Origin of the sequence: Streptomyces blastmyceticus (assembly GCF_039521185.1) — a bacterium.
Lineage (GTDB): Bacteria > Actinomycetota > Actinomycetes > Streptomycetales > Streptomycetaceae > Streptomyces > Streptomyces blastmyceticus.
The window spans coordinates 100066-114511 of record NZ_BAAABW010000021.1; the positions used below are offsets into that span (position 1 = coordinate 100066).

Here is a 14446-nt window from a genome sequence, read left to right on the forward strand (position 1 = left end):
TTTCCTTTCGGAGCGCTGCTCGGGGGCGGGGGCGGGGCGACGGGAGGTGTCAGTCGAGCCCGGCGAACGGCAGCCGGGCCGCCACCCGGTAGCCGCCCTCCGGCAGCGGGCCGGTGTCCAGCGAGCCGCCGACCAGGCGCACCCGCTCCCGCATGCCGACGAGACCGTGGCCGGTGCCGGAGGACTCCAGCGGGGCGTCCGGCTTCGCCGCCGCTTCGTTGACGATCAGGACCATCAGGCTTTCCGCGTCCACGGACACCGACACCCGGGTCGGCGCGCCGGGCGCGTGCCGCACCACATTGGCCAGGGCCTCCTGCACGATGCGGTACGCCGAGAGGTCCACGGCCTGCGGCAGGGCGGCTGCGGCCGCGGCCACGTCCGGGGCGACCGTGAGCTCCACGGGCAGCCCGGACCGTACGGTCGCCTCGACCAGCTGCGGGATGCGGGTCACCCCCGGCTGCGGCGCGCGCTCGCCGCCGGGCTCCTCGCCGCTGTCCTCGCTGCGCAGGACGCCAAGCAACCGCCGCATCTCGGTCAGCGACTCCCGGGCGGTCGCCGCGATCGCGGTGAACTCCTCGCTCGCCGCGGGCGGCAGTCCGGCGATGCGGTACGGGGCGCTGTCGGCCTGCACGGTGATCACCGACATGTGGTGGGCGACCACGTCGTGCAGCTCGCGGGCGATGCGGGTGCGCTCCTCCAGCAGGGTGCGGCGGGCGCGCTCGGCCTCGCTGATGTGCTCCTGCTCGGCCAGCGCCCGCCGGGCGTCCCCCCGCCCGCGCAGCGCGCCGCCGAGCACCAGCAGGATGCCGCCGAGCACCTGGAGCGTCACCCATACGGCGGAGCCGCGCCCGGGGCAGAAGCTCTGGAAGGCCAGGCCCGCCGCCCCGGTGAGCCCCCAGGCGGCGGCCAGCGTGCGGGGCCGCTCGCGCAGCGCCAGCGCGAGGAACAGCAGCAGCATCCCGATGATCACCATCGGCGTCCACGGCCAGGGCCGGTCCGCGTTCGGCGGCACGGCGAGCAGCGCCGCCGCCCCCGCGACATCGCCGAGGAACGCGATCGCCCACGCGAGCAGCGGCCGCTTCACGGCGATGAACAGCGGCCCGACCTGGACGAACGCGAGCACCGTGGCGACACCGGGGTTCAGGCCGTATTCCCTGGTCAGGACGGTGGCGGTGACGGGCAGCAGGATCGCGGTGAAGAGGGCGGCGACGGCGTACGGCAGGAGGCGTACCCACCGCCTCCTGGCCTGGCCGAGGAGGGCGGCGGGGGGCTGTGGCGTGAAGAGATCGCGGGCGAAGCGGAGCGGTTGGATCATGGCGCTCTCAGCGTAGGCGCCGAGGGGCCGCCGGGACGTCACACCGGGGTGTGGACCCGGGCGTCATACCCAGGTATCAGCCGGCGCTTCACAGTTCGGCCAGCAGCTGTGCCTTCTTCGAGCTGAACTCGTCGTCGGTCAGGAGGCCCGCGTCGTGCAGCGCTCCCAGATGGCGGATCCGGTCCGCGATGCCGCCGGGGTCGGGGCGGGCGGAGGGCAGGCGCAGCGCGGCCACCGGGGTGGTGGACCGTACGGCCTCCAGGACCGCCGCCGCGAAGGGGAGGGATTCGTGGACGAGTCCGTAGCCCATGCCGAAGACGACCGCCGCCGGGTCCTGGTCGGCCTCGCCGGGGTACTCGTCCGGTGCCTGGCCGCGCCGCACCAGCCGCAGGCAGCCGCCCGCCGCGTCGGGTGAGCGCCACTCGACGCCCGACAGCTCGTCGAGGGGGAAGCGCTGGTCGCCCGCCTTCCACTTGGCGGAGGACGCGCCCGTCCAGAACCAGCGGAAGGCGACGGCCGCGCCGTCGAAGGACGCCTTGCCGTCGTATGCCTTGAAGGACAGGGGCGGGGCGGGCGCGGCCACCAGGTGGCGCTCGGCGGGGTCGGCGGCGCAGGGGCCGAGCGCGGACCGTATCTCGTCGGCGTAGTACCCCGCGAGGGCATCGCGCTCCGCGGGCAGCACCAGGCGGTAGGGGTCGCAGCCCTCCTTGAGCTGGCCGGCGGCCGCGTCCATCAGCGGGTCGGCGCCCGGTCTGGGCACAGCGCGCAGCACCACCGTGCCGCGCTTCCCCGGGACCTGTTCGACGGCCGCGAGCGCCTCGTAGGGGACGCGGCGCTCACCGAGAGCCTGGAGCAGCTTCGGTGTGCGGATCCCCCGTTCGAAGCGGATGAGCACGGAGTCGGTGTCGAACTCCCAGGCGGCGTGGAAACCGGCCAGCACATCACCCATGCGGCTCATCGTATGCGGCGGTCGGCCGCGCGTCGCTACGCGCGTCAAAGTGACGTACGGCCGTCCGGTCGGTGTCCGTCCAGGGACGGCCGGGCGCGGCGGACCCGTGGGAGCCCACTACGCCAGGTCGTCCGCGCAGCCGCTGGACGCCTTCGCGCAGCTGACCGCGGAGGGGAGGCCGACGCCGATGCCGGCGAAGTTGGCCAGGCTCGTCGTGCCGGGTTCGAAGTAGCCCGCGTGGCCTTCCGCCCCGCGCGAGGACAGCAGCCGCGCGCCGAAGCCCGCGGAGACCGGGTCCGCGCCGTGGCCGAGGCCGCCGACCTCCAGGTGGGGGACGCCCTGGATCCAGTCGTCGGGGTCGCGCATCGCCCATATCCGGGCGCTGGTGCGCAGCTCGGAGACGTGGTCGGCGCGCATGCCGGGGCTGCCCGCGACGGCCACGTCCGTGACCCGGGGCGACATGTCGCGGACGGCGACGCCGCACACCACGGAGCCGTAGCTGTGGCAGAAGAGCGAGACGGGCGCGCTGCCGGGCAGCGCCCGCACGAGCGCCCGCAGGCGCAGCGCGCCCTCGGTGGCGAGCTTGCCGGTGGCGGCGTCCATGCCGACCCCGGCGGGGGAGGTGTAGTCGGCCCAGGCGATGACGGCGGTCCGGGTGCCGGGGCTCGCCTTCCGCTCGGCGGCGTAGAGGGAGCGGGCCATGCCGACGGGCGCGGTGTACGCGCGCTGGGTCTTCTCGAAGGTGAGGACGTTGGTGTCGACGCCCGGCACCACCACGGAGACGCGCTCGGCGCGGTCGAGGTCGCCGGTGACCTCGGCGACCCGCCCGGCACCCGTGGGGTCGAAGGCGAGGATCTGCCGTCCGCCGTCCATCAGCGATTCGAAGCGGTGCATCCGGCGTTCCGCGTCCCGGCGCCCGGCGGGGGTCAGGTCGTTCTCGCGCATGCGGTGCTTCTCGACCTTGCGTGCCTGGTCGAGGGCTTCCCGGTTGGCGCGGTAGCGCAGGGTGAGCGGGGCGCCGTCGAGGTTGCCGACGACGAGGGGGTAGCGGTCGGCGAGCCGGTCGCGCTGGGCGCCGGTGAGGGAGCCGAAGAAGCGGGCCAGGGCGTCGGGGGCCGCGTCGGGGCGGGGGAGCGGGTGCCCCGCTATGGAGCCGTGCAGCCATGCGCTCAGCGCCGCCGTCCGCACGTCCTCGCCCGCTCTGTGGCTTCTGACCGCCGTCCAGCCGGTGGTCGCGAGCATGATGAAGACCACGGCCAGTGCGAGCAGTGCGCGCCACACGGCGGCCGTGGTCGTCCACGGGGCGGAGGGGGAGCCGAGCTCCGGGAAAGAAGTCACCGCCGAACACCCTAGGAGAAACCCGGCGCCGACCGTGAAGTCAGTGAGCCATCTCACGTTTGAAACGAGGGTGATTGTGGACTCGTTTGTGCTTCTCGATCAGTTGCGCCAGTTCTCCGCCAACGCCGGTCCCAGCTGGTCGAGATAGCGCGTGGTGATCTTCCGGAGCTCCTCGAGACCGGCGTTGCCGCGCTCGCCCCAGAGCTTGCCCGTCACCCGCATCACCCCGCCGAACGCCGCCACCAGCACCTGGGGTCTGGGGTCGGTCCGTACGTCCAGGCCCTCGCGCCGGGCGATCTCTTCGGCGAGCTCCTCCTCCAGCCGGGCCAGGCGGTGCAGATGGGCGGCGAAGAGCTGCGGGGTCGACTCGATCATCCGGTAGGTGCGCATGTGCAGTTCGAGCGGGACGACCGACTCGATGGCCTCCCCGACGCTGTCCCAGGAGGAGAGCACGGCGTTGCGCAGCGCGGTGAGCGGCGCCTCGGTGGCGGGCCGCTCGCGCAGCCTGGCGAAGAAGAAGGACTCCACCGAGTCCTGCACCGCCAGGGCGACCTCCTCCTTGTTCGCGAAGTAGCGGAAGAAGGTGCGCTGGGAGACGTCGGCGGCGTCGGAGATCTCGTCGACGGTCGTGCCGTCGAAGCCCTTCAGCGCGAACAGCTCAAGGGCGGAACGGATGAGGGTGTCCCGGGTGCGGCGCTTCTTCCGCTCGCGGAGCCCGGGCGGTGCGGCGCGGCCCGTCCCGTCCTCGATCGTATGCATCGAGCCTCTCCTCACACAGCGTTTTGGCTGCTCAGGATAGCTGTGACCGATCTGGCAGCGGCCGTCTCATGAAACCGCTGGTCAATTGTCAGAGGCTGCCATAATCTCGAAATATGACGTCTCAGACCACCGTCGCCGACGCGACGCCGGGTCTCGGACCCCGGAAGGGGTTACGGGGCCATCCCTGGCTGACACTGCTTTCCGTCGCGATCGGCGTGATGATGGTCACGCTCGACGGCACCATCGTCGCTGTCGCGAATCCCGCCATCCAGAAGGACCTCGGCGCCTCGCTCGCCGACGTCCAATGGATCACCAACAGCTATCTCCTCGCCCTCGCGGTCGCCCTGATCACCGCGGGCAAGCTGGGTGACCGCTTCGGTCACCGGCTGACCTTCCTCATCGGCACCACCGGCTTCGCCGCCGCCTCCGGTGCCATCGCGCTCTCCGACACCGTCTCGATGATCGTCGGCTTCCGGGTGCTCCAGGGCCTGTGCGGCGCCCTGTTGATGCCGGCGGCGCTCGGCCTGCTGCGGGCCACCTTCCCGGCCGAGAAGCTCAACATGGCCATCGGCATCTGGGGCATGGTCATCGGCGTCTCCACCGCGGGCGGCCCGATCCTCGGCGGCGTGCTCGTCGAGCACGTCAACTGGCAGTCGGTCTTCTACGTCAACGTGCCCGTCGGCGTCATCGCCCTCGCCCTCGGCCTGATCATCCTCAAGGACCACCGCGCCGAGAAGGCGCCCAAGTCCTTCGACCTGCCCGGCATCGCGCTGCTCTCCACGGCGATGTTCTGCCTGGTGTGGGCGGTCATCAAGGCACCCACCTGGCAGTGGGGCGACTCCAGGACCCTGACCTTCCTGGCCGCCTCGCTCATCGCCTTCGTGCTCTTCGCCGTGTGGCAGACCAGGGTCCGCGAACCCCTGCTGCCGCTCGGCCTGTTCCGCTCCGTGCCGCTGACCGCCGGCACGATCTTGATGATCCTGATGGCCTTCGCCTTCATCGGGGGCCTTTTCTTCGTCACCTTCTACCTCCAGAACGTGCACGGGATGAGCCCGGTCGACAGCGGTCTGCACCTGCTGCCGCTCACCGGCATGATGATCGTCGGGGCCCCCACGGCCGGCGCGGTCATCACCAAGATCGGGCCCCGCATCCCCCTGGTCGTGGGCATGCTCTTCACCGCGGCCGCCTGCTTCGGCACCGCCACGCTGGACACCGACTCCGGCACGGGCGTGATGTCGCTGTGGTTCGCGCTGTTCGGCCTCGGGCTCTCGCCGGTCATGGTGGGAGCCACCGAGGTCATCGTCGGCAACGCCCCCTTGCAGCACGCAGGTCTGGCCGGTGGCCTCCAGCAGGCCGCGATGCAGGTCGGCGGGTCGCTCGGCACGGCGGTGCTGGGCGCGGTCATGGCCGCCCGCGTCGACCATCTGCTGCCCGGCAAGTGGACCGCCGCCGGACTGCCCCCGGTCACGCACGAACAGCTGTCGGCGGGCTCCGACCTGGTCGCGATCGGCATCGCCCCGGTGCCACCGGGGACGGAGGCCGGGACCGCGCAGAAGATCACGACCGTCGCGCATGACACTTTCGTGTCAGGCATGAGCCTGTCGTTCACGGTCGCCGGAGTCATCGCGCTGGTCGCCGCCGCATTCGCCCTGTTCACCAAGCGTGGCGCGAACGCGGATGCCGCGGCGGGCGCCGCCGCGATCTGAGAATCCCCCCGGCCGCCGCTCCCTCGTGCCGTCTTCCCCTATCAGGGCCCCGCTCGCGGGGCCCTCTTGGCAGCGGCCGACCGGCGCGGACAAGATCGACGCAGCACGTCACCGATAACAGGGAGTGATGCATATGCGTACGATCCGTTTCGCCGCCCTCGCCGTGGGCGCCGCGGCCGGACTGGCCCTGGTGAGCGGGCCCGCCGCGACCGCGTCCCCGGCCGGGCGCCCCGGCGACTGCGCCGCCGGGCAGCTGTGCCTGTGGTCGAAGACGGACTACCACGGCGTGCGGACCACGAGCGAGCTCTCCAGGATCGGCATCGAGAGCTGTGAGACGTTACCGGCAGGGCCCGGAGCGGCCTCCTTCGTCAACCGCACCGGGCGCCCGGTCACCACCTACCAGAGCGCGACCTGCGCGGAGACCGGCGAGTTCGCCACCTACCCCTCGGGCTCGTACGTGCCGGAGTCCCCGTACGTGGTCCGTGCGTACAAGGTCTGGGAGAACTGAGCAGACAGCCGTGCCCCGGCAGGCGAGGCCTGCCGGGGCACGGGAAACGCTGACGCTGCCGACGACTACGCGTCGCCGCCCGCGGCGCCCGGGTCGGCCGCCGTGACGTCGAGGAGCTGGTAGCGGTCGACGGCCTGCTTCAGGGCAGAACGGTCGACCTTGCCCTCCTTGGCGAGCTCGGTGAGCACCGCGAGGACGATCGACTGCGCGTCGATGTGGAAGAAGCGGCGGGCCGCGCCACGCGTGTCCGCGAAGCCGAAGCCGTCCGCGCCCAGCGACTGGTACGCACCCGGCACCCAGCGCGAGATCTGGTCCGGAACCGCCCGCATCCAGTCGGACACGGCCACCTTCGGGCCCTCGGCACCGGCGAGCTTGGACGTCACGTACGGGACGCGCATGTCCTCCTCGGGGTGCAGGAGGTTGAACTCCTCCACCTCGATGGCGTCGCGGCGCAGCTCGTTCCAGGAGGTCGCCGACCAGACGTCCGCCTTGACGTTCCACTCGTCCGCGAGGATCCGCTGGGCCTCGACGGCCCACGGCACGGCCACGCCGGAGGCGAGGATCTGCGCCGGGATCGCGCCCTTCTCGCCCGCCTGGTAGCGGTAGAGACCCTTGAGGATGCCCTCGGCGTCCACGTCCGCCGGCTCGGCCGGGTGCTGGATCGGCTCGTTGTAGACGGTCAGGTAGTAGAAGACGTCCTCGGCGTTCTCGCCGTACATCCGGCGCAGACCGTCCTTGACGATGTGCGCCATCTCGTAACCGAACGCGGGGTCGTAGGAGACGACGCCCGGGTTGGTGGACGCCAGCAGCTGCGAGTGGCCGTCCGCGTGCTGGAGGCCCTCACCGGTCAGCGTCGTGCGACCGGCGGTGGCGCCCAGGACGAAACCGCGCGACAGCTGGTCGGCCATCTGCCAGAACTGGTCACCGGTGCGCTGGAACCCGAACATCGAGTAGAAGACGTAGACCGGGATCAGCGGCTCGCCGTGCGTCGCGTAGGCGGAGCCCGCCGCGATCAGCGAGGCCGTGCAGCCCGCCTCGGAGATGCCGTCGTGCAGCATCTGGCCGGTCGGCGACTCCTTGTAGGCGAGCAGCAGCTCGCGGTCCACGGACTCGTACTGCTGGCCGAGCGGGTTGTAGATCTTCGCGGACGGGAAGAACGCGTCCATGCCGAAGGTGCGGTACTCGTCGGGGGCGATCAGCACGAAGCGCTTGCCGATCTCCTTGTCCCGCATGAGGTCCTTCAGGATGCGGACGAACGCCATGGTCGTGGCGATCGACTGCTGCCCGGAGCCCTTCTTGGCGGTCGCGTAGACCTTGTCCTCGGGGAGGACCAGCGGCTTCGCGCGCACGACGCGGCTCGGCACATAGCCGCCCAGCGACTTGCGGCGGTCGTGCATGTACTGGATCTCCTCCGAGTCGCGACCCGGGTGGTAGTACGGCGGCAGGCCGGACTCCAGCTCCTTGTCGGCGATCGGGATGTGGAGACGGTCCCGGAAGCGCTTGAGGTCGTCGACCGTGAGCTTCTTCATCTGGTGGGTCGCGTTGCGGCCCTCGAAGTTCGGACCCAGGGTCCAGCCCTTGACGGTCTGCGCGAGGATCACGGTCGGCTGGCCCTTGTGCGCCTTGGCCGCCGCGTACGCCGCGTAGATCTTCTTGTGGTCGTGACCGCCGCGGCCCAGGTGCAGGATCTGGTCGTCGGACATGCCCTCGACCATCTTCCGCAGCCGCTGGTCGTCGCCGAAGAAGTGCTCACGGATGTACGCACCGGTCTCGGTGGCGTACGTCTGGAACTGGCCGTCGGGGGTGCTGTTGAGCTTGTTGACCAGGATGCCGTCGCGGTCCTGCGCCAGCAGCGGGTCCCAGGAGCGGTCCCAGACCAGCTTGATGACGTTCCAGCCGGCACCGCGGAACTGGGACTCCAGCTCCTGCATGATCTTGCCGTTGCCGCGGACCGGGCCGTCGAGGCGCTGCAGGTTGCAGTTGACGACGAAGGTCAGGTTGTCCAGGCCCTCGCGCGCGGCGATGGACAGCTGGCCGAGCGACTCCGGCTCGTCCATCTCGCCGTCGCCCAGGTAGGCCCAGACGTGCGACTTGGAGGTGTCGGCGATGCCGCGGGCCTCCATGTAGCGGTTCATCCGGGCCTGGTAGATCGCGCCGAGGGGGCCGAGGCCCATCGAGACGGTCGGGAACTCCCAGAAGTCCGGCATGAGCCGCGGGTGCGGGTAGCTGGACAGGCCGTAGGGGGCCTTGGACTTCTCCTGGCGGAAGGCGTCGAGCTGCTGCTCGGACAGTCGGTCCAGGAGGAAGGCGCGGGCGTAGACACCGGGGGAGGCGTGGCCCTGGAAGAAGATCTGGTCGCCGCCGTCGCCTTCGTCCTTGCCGCGGAAGAAGTGGTTGAAGCCCACGTCGTACAGCGACGCCGAGGAGGCGAAGGTGGCGATGTGGCCGCCGACGCCGATGCCCGGGCGCTGGGCACGGGAGACCATCACGGCCGCGTTCCACCGGGTCGCGTTGAGGACCTTGCGCTCGATCTCCTCGTTGCCGGGGAAGAACGGCTCGTCCTTGGTGGCGATGGTGTTGACGTAGTCCGTGCTGCGCATCTCGGGCACGGCCACGCGCTTCTCGCGGGCCCGCTCGATCAGGCGAAGCATGAGGTAGCGGGCACGTTCCCGGCCTCGCTCATCGACGGCTGCGTCGAGCGAGTCGAGCCACTCCTGGGTCTCTTCGGGATCGAAGTCCGGGACCTGGCTGGGAAGGCCGCCAATGATGATCGGGTTGCGATCGGATCCGGAAGCCACGCTGTTCCTTCGGTGTTCGGGTCGTGCTCAGCACGCGGTCAACTACGGTCTGCTGCTCTGTCGCGTCGGCTCCCATCGTGGACCGCGGCGACGGAAACGTCATCTCTACCGGGCGGTAACCACCACTTCATGAGACGACGTGTCAAGGGGTGGCCGAGTGGGGGCGGCCAAATCGCAACCATACGCTCCCTTTGGGAGTCGTCCGCGTACGGCCGTTCGGGCCTGTGGGCCGTAATCACACGGGGCAACTTCCCAAACCCGGCAGAATGCTGTGGCATGAATCACCCGCCCGTGCTCTTCCATGGTGGAGGTTGCGGTGGGAGAGCCGCTTCCGTCACCGTTTCGGCGGTCTCGGCGGCCGGGTACTTGCGCGAACGGTCCGGCACGTGTGGACTACGGCCAATGACTCGCGTATGCGGGGAACACAAGACACTTTCTCGAAAGATGACAGGAGGCAATAAGTGAGCGCGACCGCGGACCACGCGGAGGAGCGGACCAACCCTGCCGCCAGGCTGGGTTTCCAGCCCGGACAGGTGGTCCAGGAGATCGGCTACGACGACGACGTCGATCAGGAACTCCGCGAGGCCATTGAGGAAATCACCGGCCAGGATCTGGTCGACGAGGACTACGACGACGTGGCCGATGCCGTCGTCCTGTGGTTCCGCGACGAGGACGGCGACCTGACGGACGCGCTCGTGGACGCCATTGGCATGCTCGAGGACGGCGGGGACATCTGGCTGATGACCCCGAAGACCGGCCGCGACGGCTACATCGAGCCGAGCGACATCAACGAGGCGTCGCAGACCGCGGGTCTGAGCCAGACCAAGAGCATCAGCGTGGCCAAGGACTGGACCGGCACCCGCATGGTCGCCCCCAAGCGCTAGCGCCGGCCTTCGCAGAACCGCACCGCGCCCCCCGTCAGCACCGCTGCCGGGGGGCGCGCTGCGTGCGCCGGGGGCGCGGTGACAGACTGGCCGCACCACCCCGCCGGTGGCCGGGGCCGCCGAGGGAACGGGCCCCGGGGCCGGCACCCGTCGAGAGAGGGATGCGAACCCATGGCGATCGAGGTCGGCACCAAGGCTCCGGACTTTGCGCTGAAGAACCAGCACGGCGAGACCGTCCGGCTCTCCGACTTCCGCGGTGAGAAGAACGTCGTGCTGCTCTTCTACCCCTTCGCTTTCACCGGCGTGTGCACCGGTGAGCTGTGCGCCCTGCGCGACGAGCTCCCGAAGTTCGCGAACGACGACGTCCAGCTGCTGGCCGTCTCCAACGACTCGCCGTTCTCGCTGCGCGTCTTCGCCGAGCAGGAGGGCCTGGACTACCCGCTGCTCTCCGACTTCTGGCCGCACGGCGACGCCGGCCGCGCCTACGGCGTCTTCGACGAGGAGAAGGGCTGCGCGGTCCGCGGCACCTTCATCATCGACAAGGAGGGCGTGGTGCGCTGGACGGTCGTCAACGGCCTGCCGGACGCACGCGACCTGAACGAGTACACCAAGGCGCTCGCGGCTCTCTGATTACCTCGCCGAACCCTTATTCGGCGTTTTTCCCCGGCCGCCGGACCCGGTGCGCGACCCGGAACACGGCTCGGAGCGGAATCGCGGATTCCGCTCTGAGCGCACCCGGCGTGCGGGACCCGTGCGAGAAGCCTGTAATCGGTGGGAACCGGTCACTAGGATTCAAACGTTGATCGGATGCCATCGCACAAACGGGGGCGCAGGCCCTGCCCTCCCCCTCGAACCAATGGAGGATCCGTGGGAGTCAGTCTCAGCAAGGGCGGCAACGTCTCGCTGACCAAGGCGGCCCCCAACCTGACCGCGGTCATCGTCGGTCTCGGCTGGGACGCCCGTACCACCACCGGTACGGACTTCGACCTGGACGCCAGCGCACTGCTGACGAACGACCAGGGAAAGGTCGCCAACGACCAGAACTTCGTCTTCTTCAACAACCTCAAGAGCCCCGACGGCTCCGTCGAGCACCAGGGTGACAACCTCACCGGTGAGGGCGAGGGCGACGACGAGGTCATCAAGGTCAACCTGGCCGGCGTGCCCGCCGACGTCCACAAGATCGTGTTCCCGGTCTCGATCTACGAGGCCGAGGGCCGCCAGCAGAGCTTCGGCCAGGTGCGCAACGCCTACATCCGCGTGGTGAACCAGGCCGACAACACCGAGCTCGCGCGCTACGACCTCAGCGAGGACGCCTCGACCGAGACCGCCATGGTCTTCGGCGAGCTCTACCGCAATGGTGCCGAGTGGAAGTTCCGCGCCATCGGTCAGGGGTATGCCTCGGGTCTGCGCGGTATCGCCCAGGACTTCGGCGTCAACGTCTGACCGACACTGCCGCACGGCGTCCGGCGCCGCACGCCTCGCACCCTGGTTCCGCCGGGGTGCGTCGGCGTGCGGCGCCGGACGTGCATCGGACACCGTTCAACTCGGGGAGGAAGCAGGATCATGGGCGTCACGCTCGCCAAGGGAGGCAATGTCTCCCTCTCCAAGGCCGCACCCAATCTCACCAATGTCACCGTCGGTCTCGGCTGGGACGCGCGCTCCACCACCGGAGCCCCGTTCGACCTCGACGCCAGCGCCCTGCTCTGCGCCTCGGGCCGGGTCCTCGGCGACGAGTACTTCGTCTTCTACAACAACCTCAAGAGCCCCGAGGGCTCCGTGGAGCACACCGGCGACAACCTCACCGGTGAGGGCGAGGGCGACGACGAGTCCATCCTGGTCGACCTGACCAAGGTCCCGGCCGCCTGCGACAAGATCGTCTTTCCGGTCTCGATCCACGAGGCCGACCTCCGCGGCCAGAGCTTCGGCCAGGTCAGCAACGCCTACATCCGCGTCGTCAACCAGGCCGACGGCAGCGAGCTCGCGCGCTACGACCTCAGCGAGGACGCCTCGAGCGAGACCGCGATGATCTTCGGCGAGGTCTACCGCTATGGCGGCGAGTGGAAGTTCAGGGCCGTCGGACAGGGGTACGCGTCGGGTCTGCGGGGCATCGCCCTAGACTTCGGGGTCAACGTTTCGTAAAGCCGCGCGCGGCGCGGGGGAACCCCTTAGCGAAGGATTGGGTAGCCAGTGCTCCTGAAAACCTTTGGCTGGTCGTTCGCCATCACGGCGGCGGGACTGGCCTTGGCCGGCGTTCTCTGGGGGTGGCAGGGGCTGGCGGTCGTCGCGATCCTCTCCGTCCTGGAGATTTCGCTCTCGTTCGACAACGCGGTCATCAACGCCGGAATCCTCCGGAAGATGAACCCGTTCTGGCAGAAGATGTTCCTGACCCTGGGCATCCTCATCGCCGTGTTCGGCATGCGGCTGGTGTTCCCGGTCGTCATCGTGGCCATCACGGCGAAGCTGGGGCCGATCGAAGCGGTCAAGGTCGCCCTTCAGGACCATGAGCGCTACGAGTCGCTCGTCACCAGCGCCCACCCGGCCATCGCGGCCTTCGGCGGCATGTTCCTGCTCATGATCTTCCTGGACTTCATCTTCGAGGACCGGGACATCAGGTGGCTGGAATGGCTGGAGAAGCCGCTCGCCCGCCTCGGCAAGCTGGACACCCTCTCCATCGTCGTCTCGCTGGTGGTGCTGCTCGTCGCGGCCACCACTTTCGCCACGGCGGTGCCGGTCCACGGCGGTGAGGGCACGGTCGACAAGGCCTCGACGGTGCTGCTGGCCGGCATCGGCGGCCTGGTCACCTATCTGATCGTCGGCGGCGTCTCCGGTTTCTTCGAGGACCGCCTGGAGGAGGCCGAGGACGACGACGAGGAAGAGGGCGCGCAGAGCCCCGCGAAGAAGAGCGGCAACGGCGCGATCGTCGGTCTCGCCGGCAAGGCCGCGTTCTTCATGTTCCTCTACCTGGAGGTCATCGACGCGTCGTTCTCCTTCGACGGCGTCATCGGTGCCTTCGCCATCACCAACGACATCTTCGAGATGGCGCTGGGCCTCGGTATCGGCGCGATGTACATCCGTTCGCTGACGGTCTTCCTCGTCCGCAAGGGGACCCTCGACGACTACGTCTATCTGGAGCACGGCGCGCACTACGCGATCGGCGCGCTCGCTGTCATCCTCCTCGTCACCATCAAGTACGAGATCAACGAGGTCATCACCGGCCTGATCGGCGTGGTGCTGATCGGCCTGGCCTTCTGGTCCTCCGTGGTGCGCAACCGCCGCGCCCTGGCCTCCGGCGACGGCTCGGGAAGCAAGGCCGAGGTCTCCTCCGGGGTGTGACTCCGGCACATTTGAGGAACGCTCTGATCGGGGCGGCCGTGAGGGACACCTCGCGGCCGCCCCGCGGCATTTTCGGCTCACTCGGGGTGGGGGGCAGGGCAATGGCAATCTGGGACAAGCTCTTCGGCAACTGGGGGCGTGCGGGCGAGCAGCAGTTCGACTTCGGCGGTGCCAATGGCGCGGTCGAGCTGACCAAGCGGCACCCCACGTTCTCGCTCACCAAGCAGGGCGCGGTCACCGGCAACCTCCGGGTCAACCTCTCCTGGCGGATGCGGACGACCTCGGCCTTCGACGAGAGGGGCACGATGGGGGACGGGCTGCGCCACCCGCTGCGCAAGTTCCGGCCGGAGATGGTGCAGGCGCAGGGCCCCGCCTTCGTCAACGTGGACCTGGACCTCGCCTGCATGTACGAGCTCCAGGACGGCTCCAAAGGCGTGGTGCAGCCCCTCGGCACGATACTGGGCAGCCTCAACAGCCCGCCGTACGTCCAGCTCAGCGGCGACGACAGGTTCGGCTCCGGGTCCGGCGAGACGATCTACGTCAACATGGACCACCGCGCGGAGATCAAGCGACTGCTGATCTTCGTCTATATCTACGACGGCACCCCCGCGTTCGACCGTACGCACGCGATGGTGACGCTCTATCCCGGCAACGGCCCCCGGATCGAGATCCCTCTCCACGAACGCGCCCCCGAGGCCCGGTCGTGCGCCGTGGTGATGATCGAGAACAACAAGGGCGAGATCACGCTGCGGCGCGAGATGAAGTACGTCTACGGCTTCCAGGCGGAGCTGGACCGGCTCTACGGCTGGGGTCTGCAGTGGGGGCGCGGCTACAAGTCGAAGGTGTGACGGCGGGA

Annotated in this window: 13 protein-coding genes; 8 read left to right on the forward strand and 5 right to left on the reverse strand. The window is 69.7% G+C overall.

The genetic code is table 11. The features are described from left to right. Positions 1–49: 49 nt before the first annotated feature. The 4 genes from ABD269_RS19185 to ABD269_RS19200 all read right to left on the reverse strand — a co-directional run bounded on the left by ABD269_RS19185 (position 50) and on the right by ABD269_RS19200 (position 4361). Positions 50–1315 carry a sensor histidine kinase gene (locus ABD269_RS19185; RefSeq protein ID WP_344119372.1) on the reverse strand — a complete coding sequence of 422 codons (1266 nt, stop codon included), beginning with the start codon at positions 1313–1315 and terminating at the stop codon, positions 50–52. An 88-nt stretch (positions 1316–1403) separates the two neighbouring features. Next, a complete protein-coding gene (locus tag ABD269_RS19190; protein WP_344119374.1) occupies positions 1404–2264 on the reverse strand; it encodes a DUF4429 domain-containing protein in 861 nt (286 codons plus the stop codon). A gap of 117 nt (positions 2265–2381) precedes the next feature. After that, positions 2382–3602, reverse strand: coding sequence for an alpha/beta hydrolase (locus tag ABD269_RS19195; RefSeq protein WP_344119376.1), 1221 nt, complete (start codon positions 3600–3602; stop codon positions 2382–2384). A 99-nt stretch (positions 3603–3701) separates the two neighbouring features. Beyond that, positions 3702–4361 carry a TetR/AcrR family transcriptional regulator gene (locus ABD269_RS19200; RefSeq protein ID WP_344119377.1) on the reverse strand — a complete coding sequence of 220 codons (660 nt, stop codon included), beginning with the start codon at positions 4359–4361 and terminating at the stop codon, positions 3702–3704. Between the two features lie 113 nt (positions 4362–4474). On the opposite strand from ABD269_RS19200, the gene ABD269_RS19205 reads away from it, so the two are divergent. Together ABD269_RS19205 and ABD269_RS19210 are read left to right on the forward strand one after the other, a co-directional pair. Then, complete coding sequence (locus tag ABD269_RS19205; protein ID WP_344119379.1) at positions 4475–6067, forward strand: MFS transporter; 1593 nt, start codon at positions 4475–4477, stop codon at positions 6065–6067. A gap of 127 nt (positions 6068–6194) precedes the next feature. Continuing rightward, positions 6195–6575 carry a peptidase inhibitor family I36 protein gene (locus ABD269_RS19210; protein WP_425572924.1) on the forward strand — a complete coding sequence of 127 codons (381 nt, stop codon included), beginning with the start codon at positions 6195–6197 and terminating at the stop codon, positions 6573–6575. A gap of 65 nt (positions 6576–6640) precedes the next feature. Here the strand turns inward: ABD269_RS19210 and aceE are convergent, their stop codons facing one another. Continuing rightward, positions 6641–9373, reverse strand: coding sequence for a pyruvate dehydrogenase (acetyl-transferring), homodimeric type (aceE, locus tag ABD269_RS19215; RefSeq protein ID WP_301887661.1), 2733 nt, complete (start codon positions 9371–9373; stop codon positions 6641–6643). 461 nt (positions 9374–9834) lie between these two features. On the opposite strand from aceE, the gene ABD269_RS19220 reads away from it, so the two are divergent. The 6 genes from ABD269_RS19220 to ABD269_RS19245 all read left to right on the forward strand — a co-directional run bounded on the left by ABD269_RS19220 (position 9835) and on the right by ABD269_RS19245 (position 14438). Next, entirely contained in the window at positions 9835–10257 is a 423-nt protein-coding gene (locus ABD269_RS19220; protein WP_116211480.1) for a DUF3052 domain-containing protein, read from the forward strand. 171 nt (positions 10258–10428) lie between these two features. Next, entirely contained in the window at positions 10429–10887 is a 459-nt protein-coding gene (locus tag ABD269_RS19225; RefSeq protein WP_344119383.1) for a peroxiredoxin, read from the forward strand. Between the two features lie 237 nt (positions 10888–11124). After that, the gene (locus tag ABD269_RS19230) at positions 11125–11700 is read left to right on the forward strand and encodes a TerD family protein (protein ID WP_301887664.1); all 576 of its coding nucleotides are present in this window, start codon (positions 11125–11127) and stop codon (positions 11698–11700) included. Positions 11701–11820: 120 nt separating this feature from the next. After that, positions 11821–12396, forward strand: coding sequence for a TerD family protein (locus tag ABD269_RS19235; protein WP_116211477.1), 576 nt, complete (start codon positions 11821–11823; stop codon positions 12394–12396). Positions 12397–12444: 48 nt separating this feature from the next. Beyond that, positions 12445–13590, forward strand: coding sequence for a DUF475 domain-containing protein (locus ABD269_RS19240; protein ID WP_344119384.1), 1146 nt, complete (start codon positions 12445–12447; stop codon positions 13588–13590). A 101-nt stretch (positions 13591–13691) separates the two neighbouring features. Further along, positions 13692–14438 carry a TerD family protein gene (locus ABD269_RS19245; protein WP_344119385.1) on the forward strand — a complete coding sequence of 249 codons (747 nt, stop codon included), beginning with the start codon at positions 13692–13694 and terminating at the stop codon, positions 14436–14438. Positions 14439–14446: the final 8 nt, after the last annotated feature.

Bases quoted from the DNA above. Each gene is read 5' to 3' on its own strand.
- ABD269_RS19235 (WP_116211477.1), top strand. From the start codon at position 11,821: ATGGGCGTCACGCTCGCCAAGGGAGGCAATGTCTCCCTCTCCAAGGCC.
- ABD269_RS19190 (WP_344119374.1), bottom strand. From the start codon at position 2,264: ATGGGTGATGTGCTGGCCGGTTTCCACGCCGCCTGGGAGTTCGACACC.
- ABD269_RS19225 (WP_344119383.1), top strand. From the start codon at position 10,429: ATGGCGATCGAGGTCGGCACCAAGGCTCCGGACTTTGCGCTGAAGAAC.
- ABD269_RS19205 (WP_344119379.1), top strand. From the start codon at position 4,475: ATGACGTCTCAGACCACCGTCGCCGACGCGACGCCGGGTCTCGGACCC.
- ABD269_RS19245 (WP_344119385.1), top strand. From the start codon at position 13,692: ATGGCAATCTGGGACAAGCTCTTCGGCAACTGGGGGCGTGCGGGCGAG.
- ABD269_RS19185 (WP_344119372.1), bottom strand. From the start codon at position 1,315: ATGATCCAACCGCTCCGCTTCGCCCGCGATCTCTTCACGCCACAGCCC.
- ABD269_RS19200 (WP_344119377.1), bottom strand. From the start codon at position 4,361: ATGCATACGATCGAGGACGGGACGGGCCGCGCCGCACCGCCCGGGCTC.
- ABD269_RS19210 (WP_425572924.1), top strand. From the start codon at position 6,195: ATGCATATGCGTACGATCCGTTTCGCCGCCCTCGCCGTGGGCGCCGCG.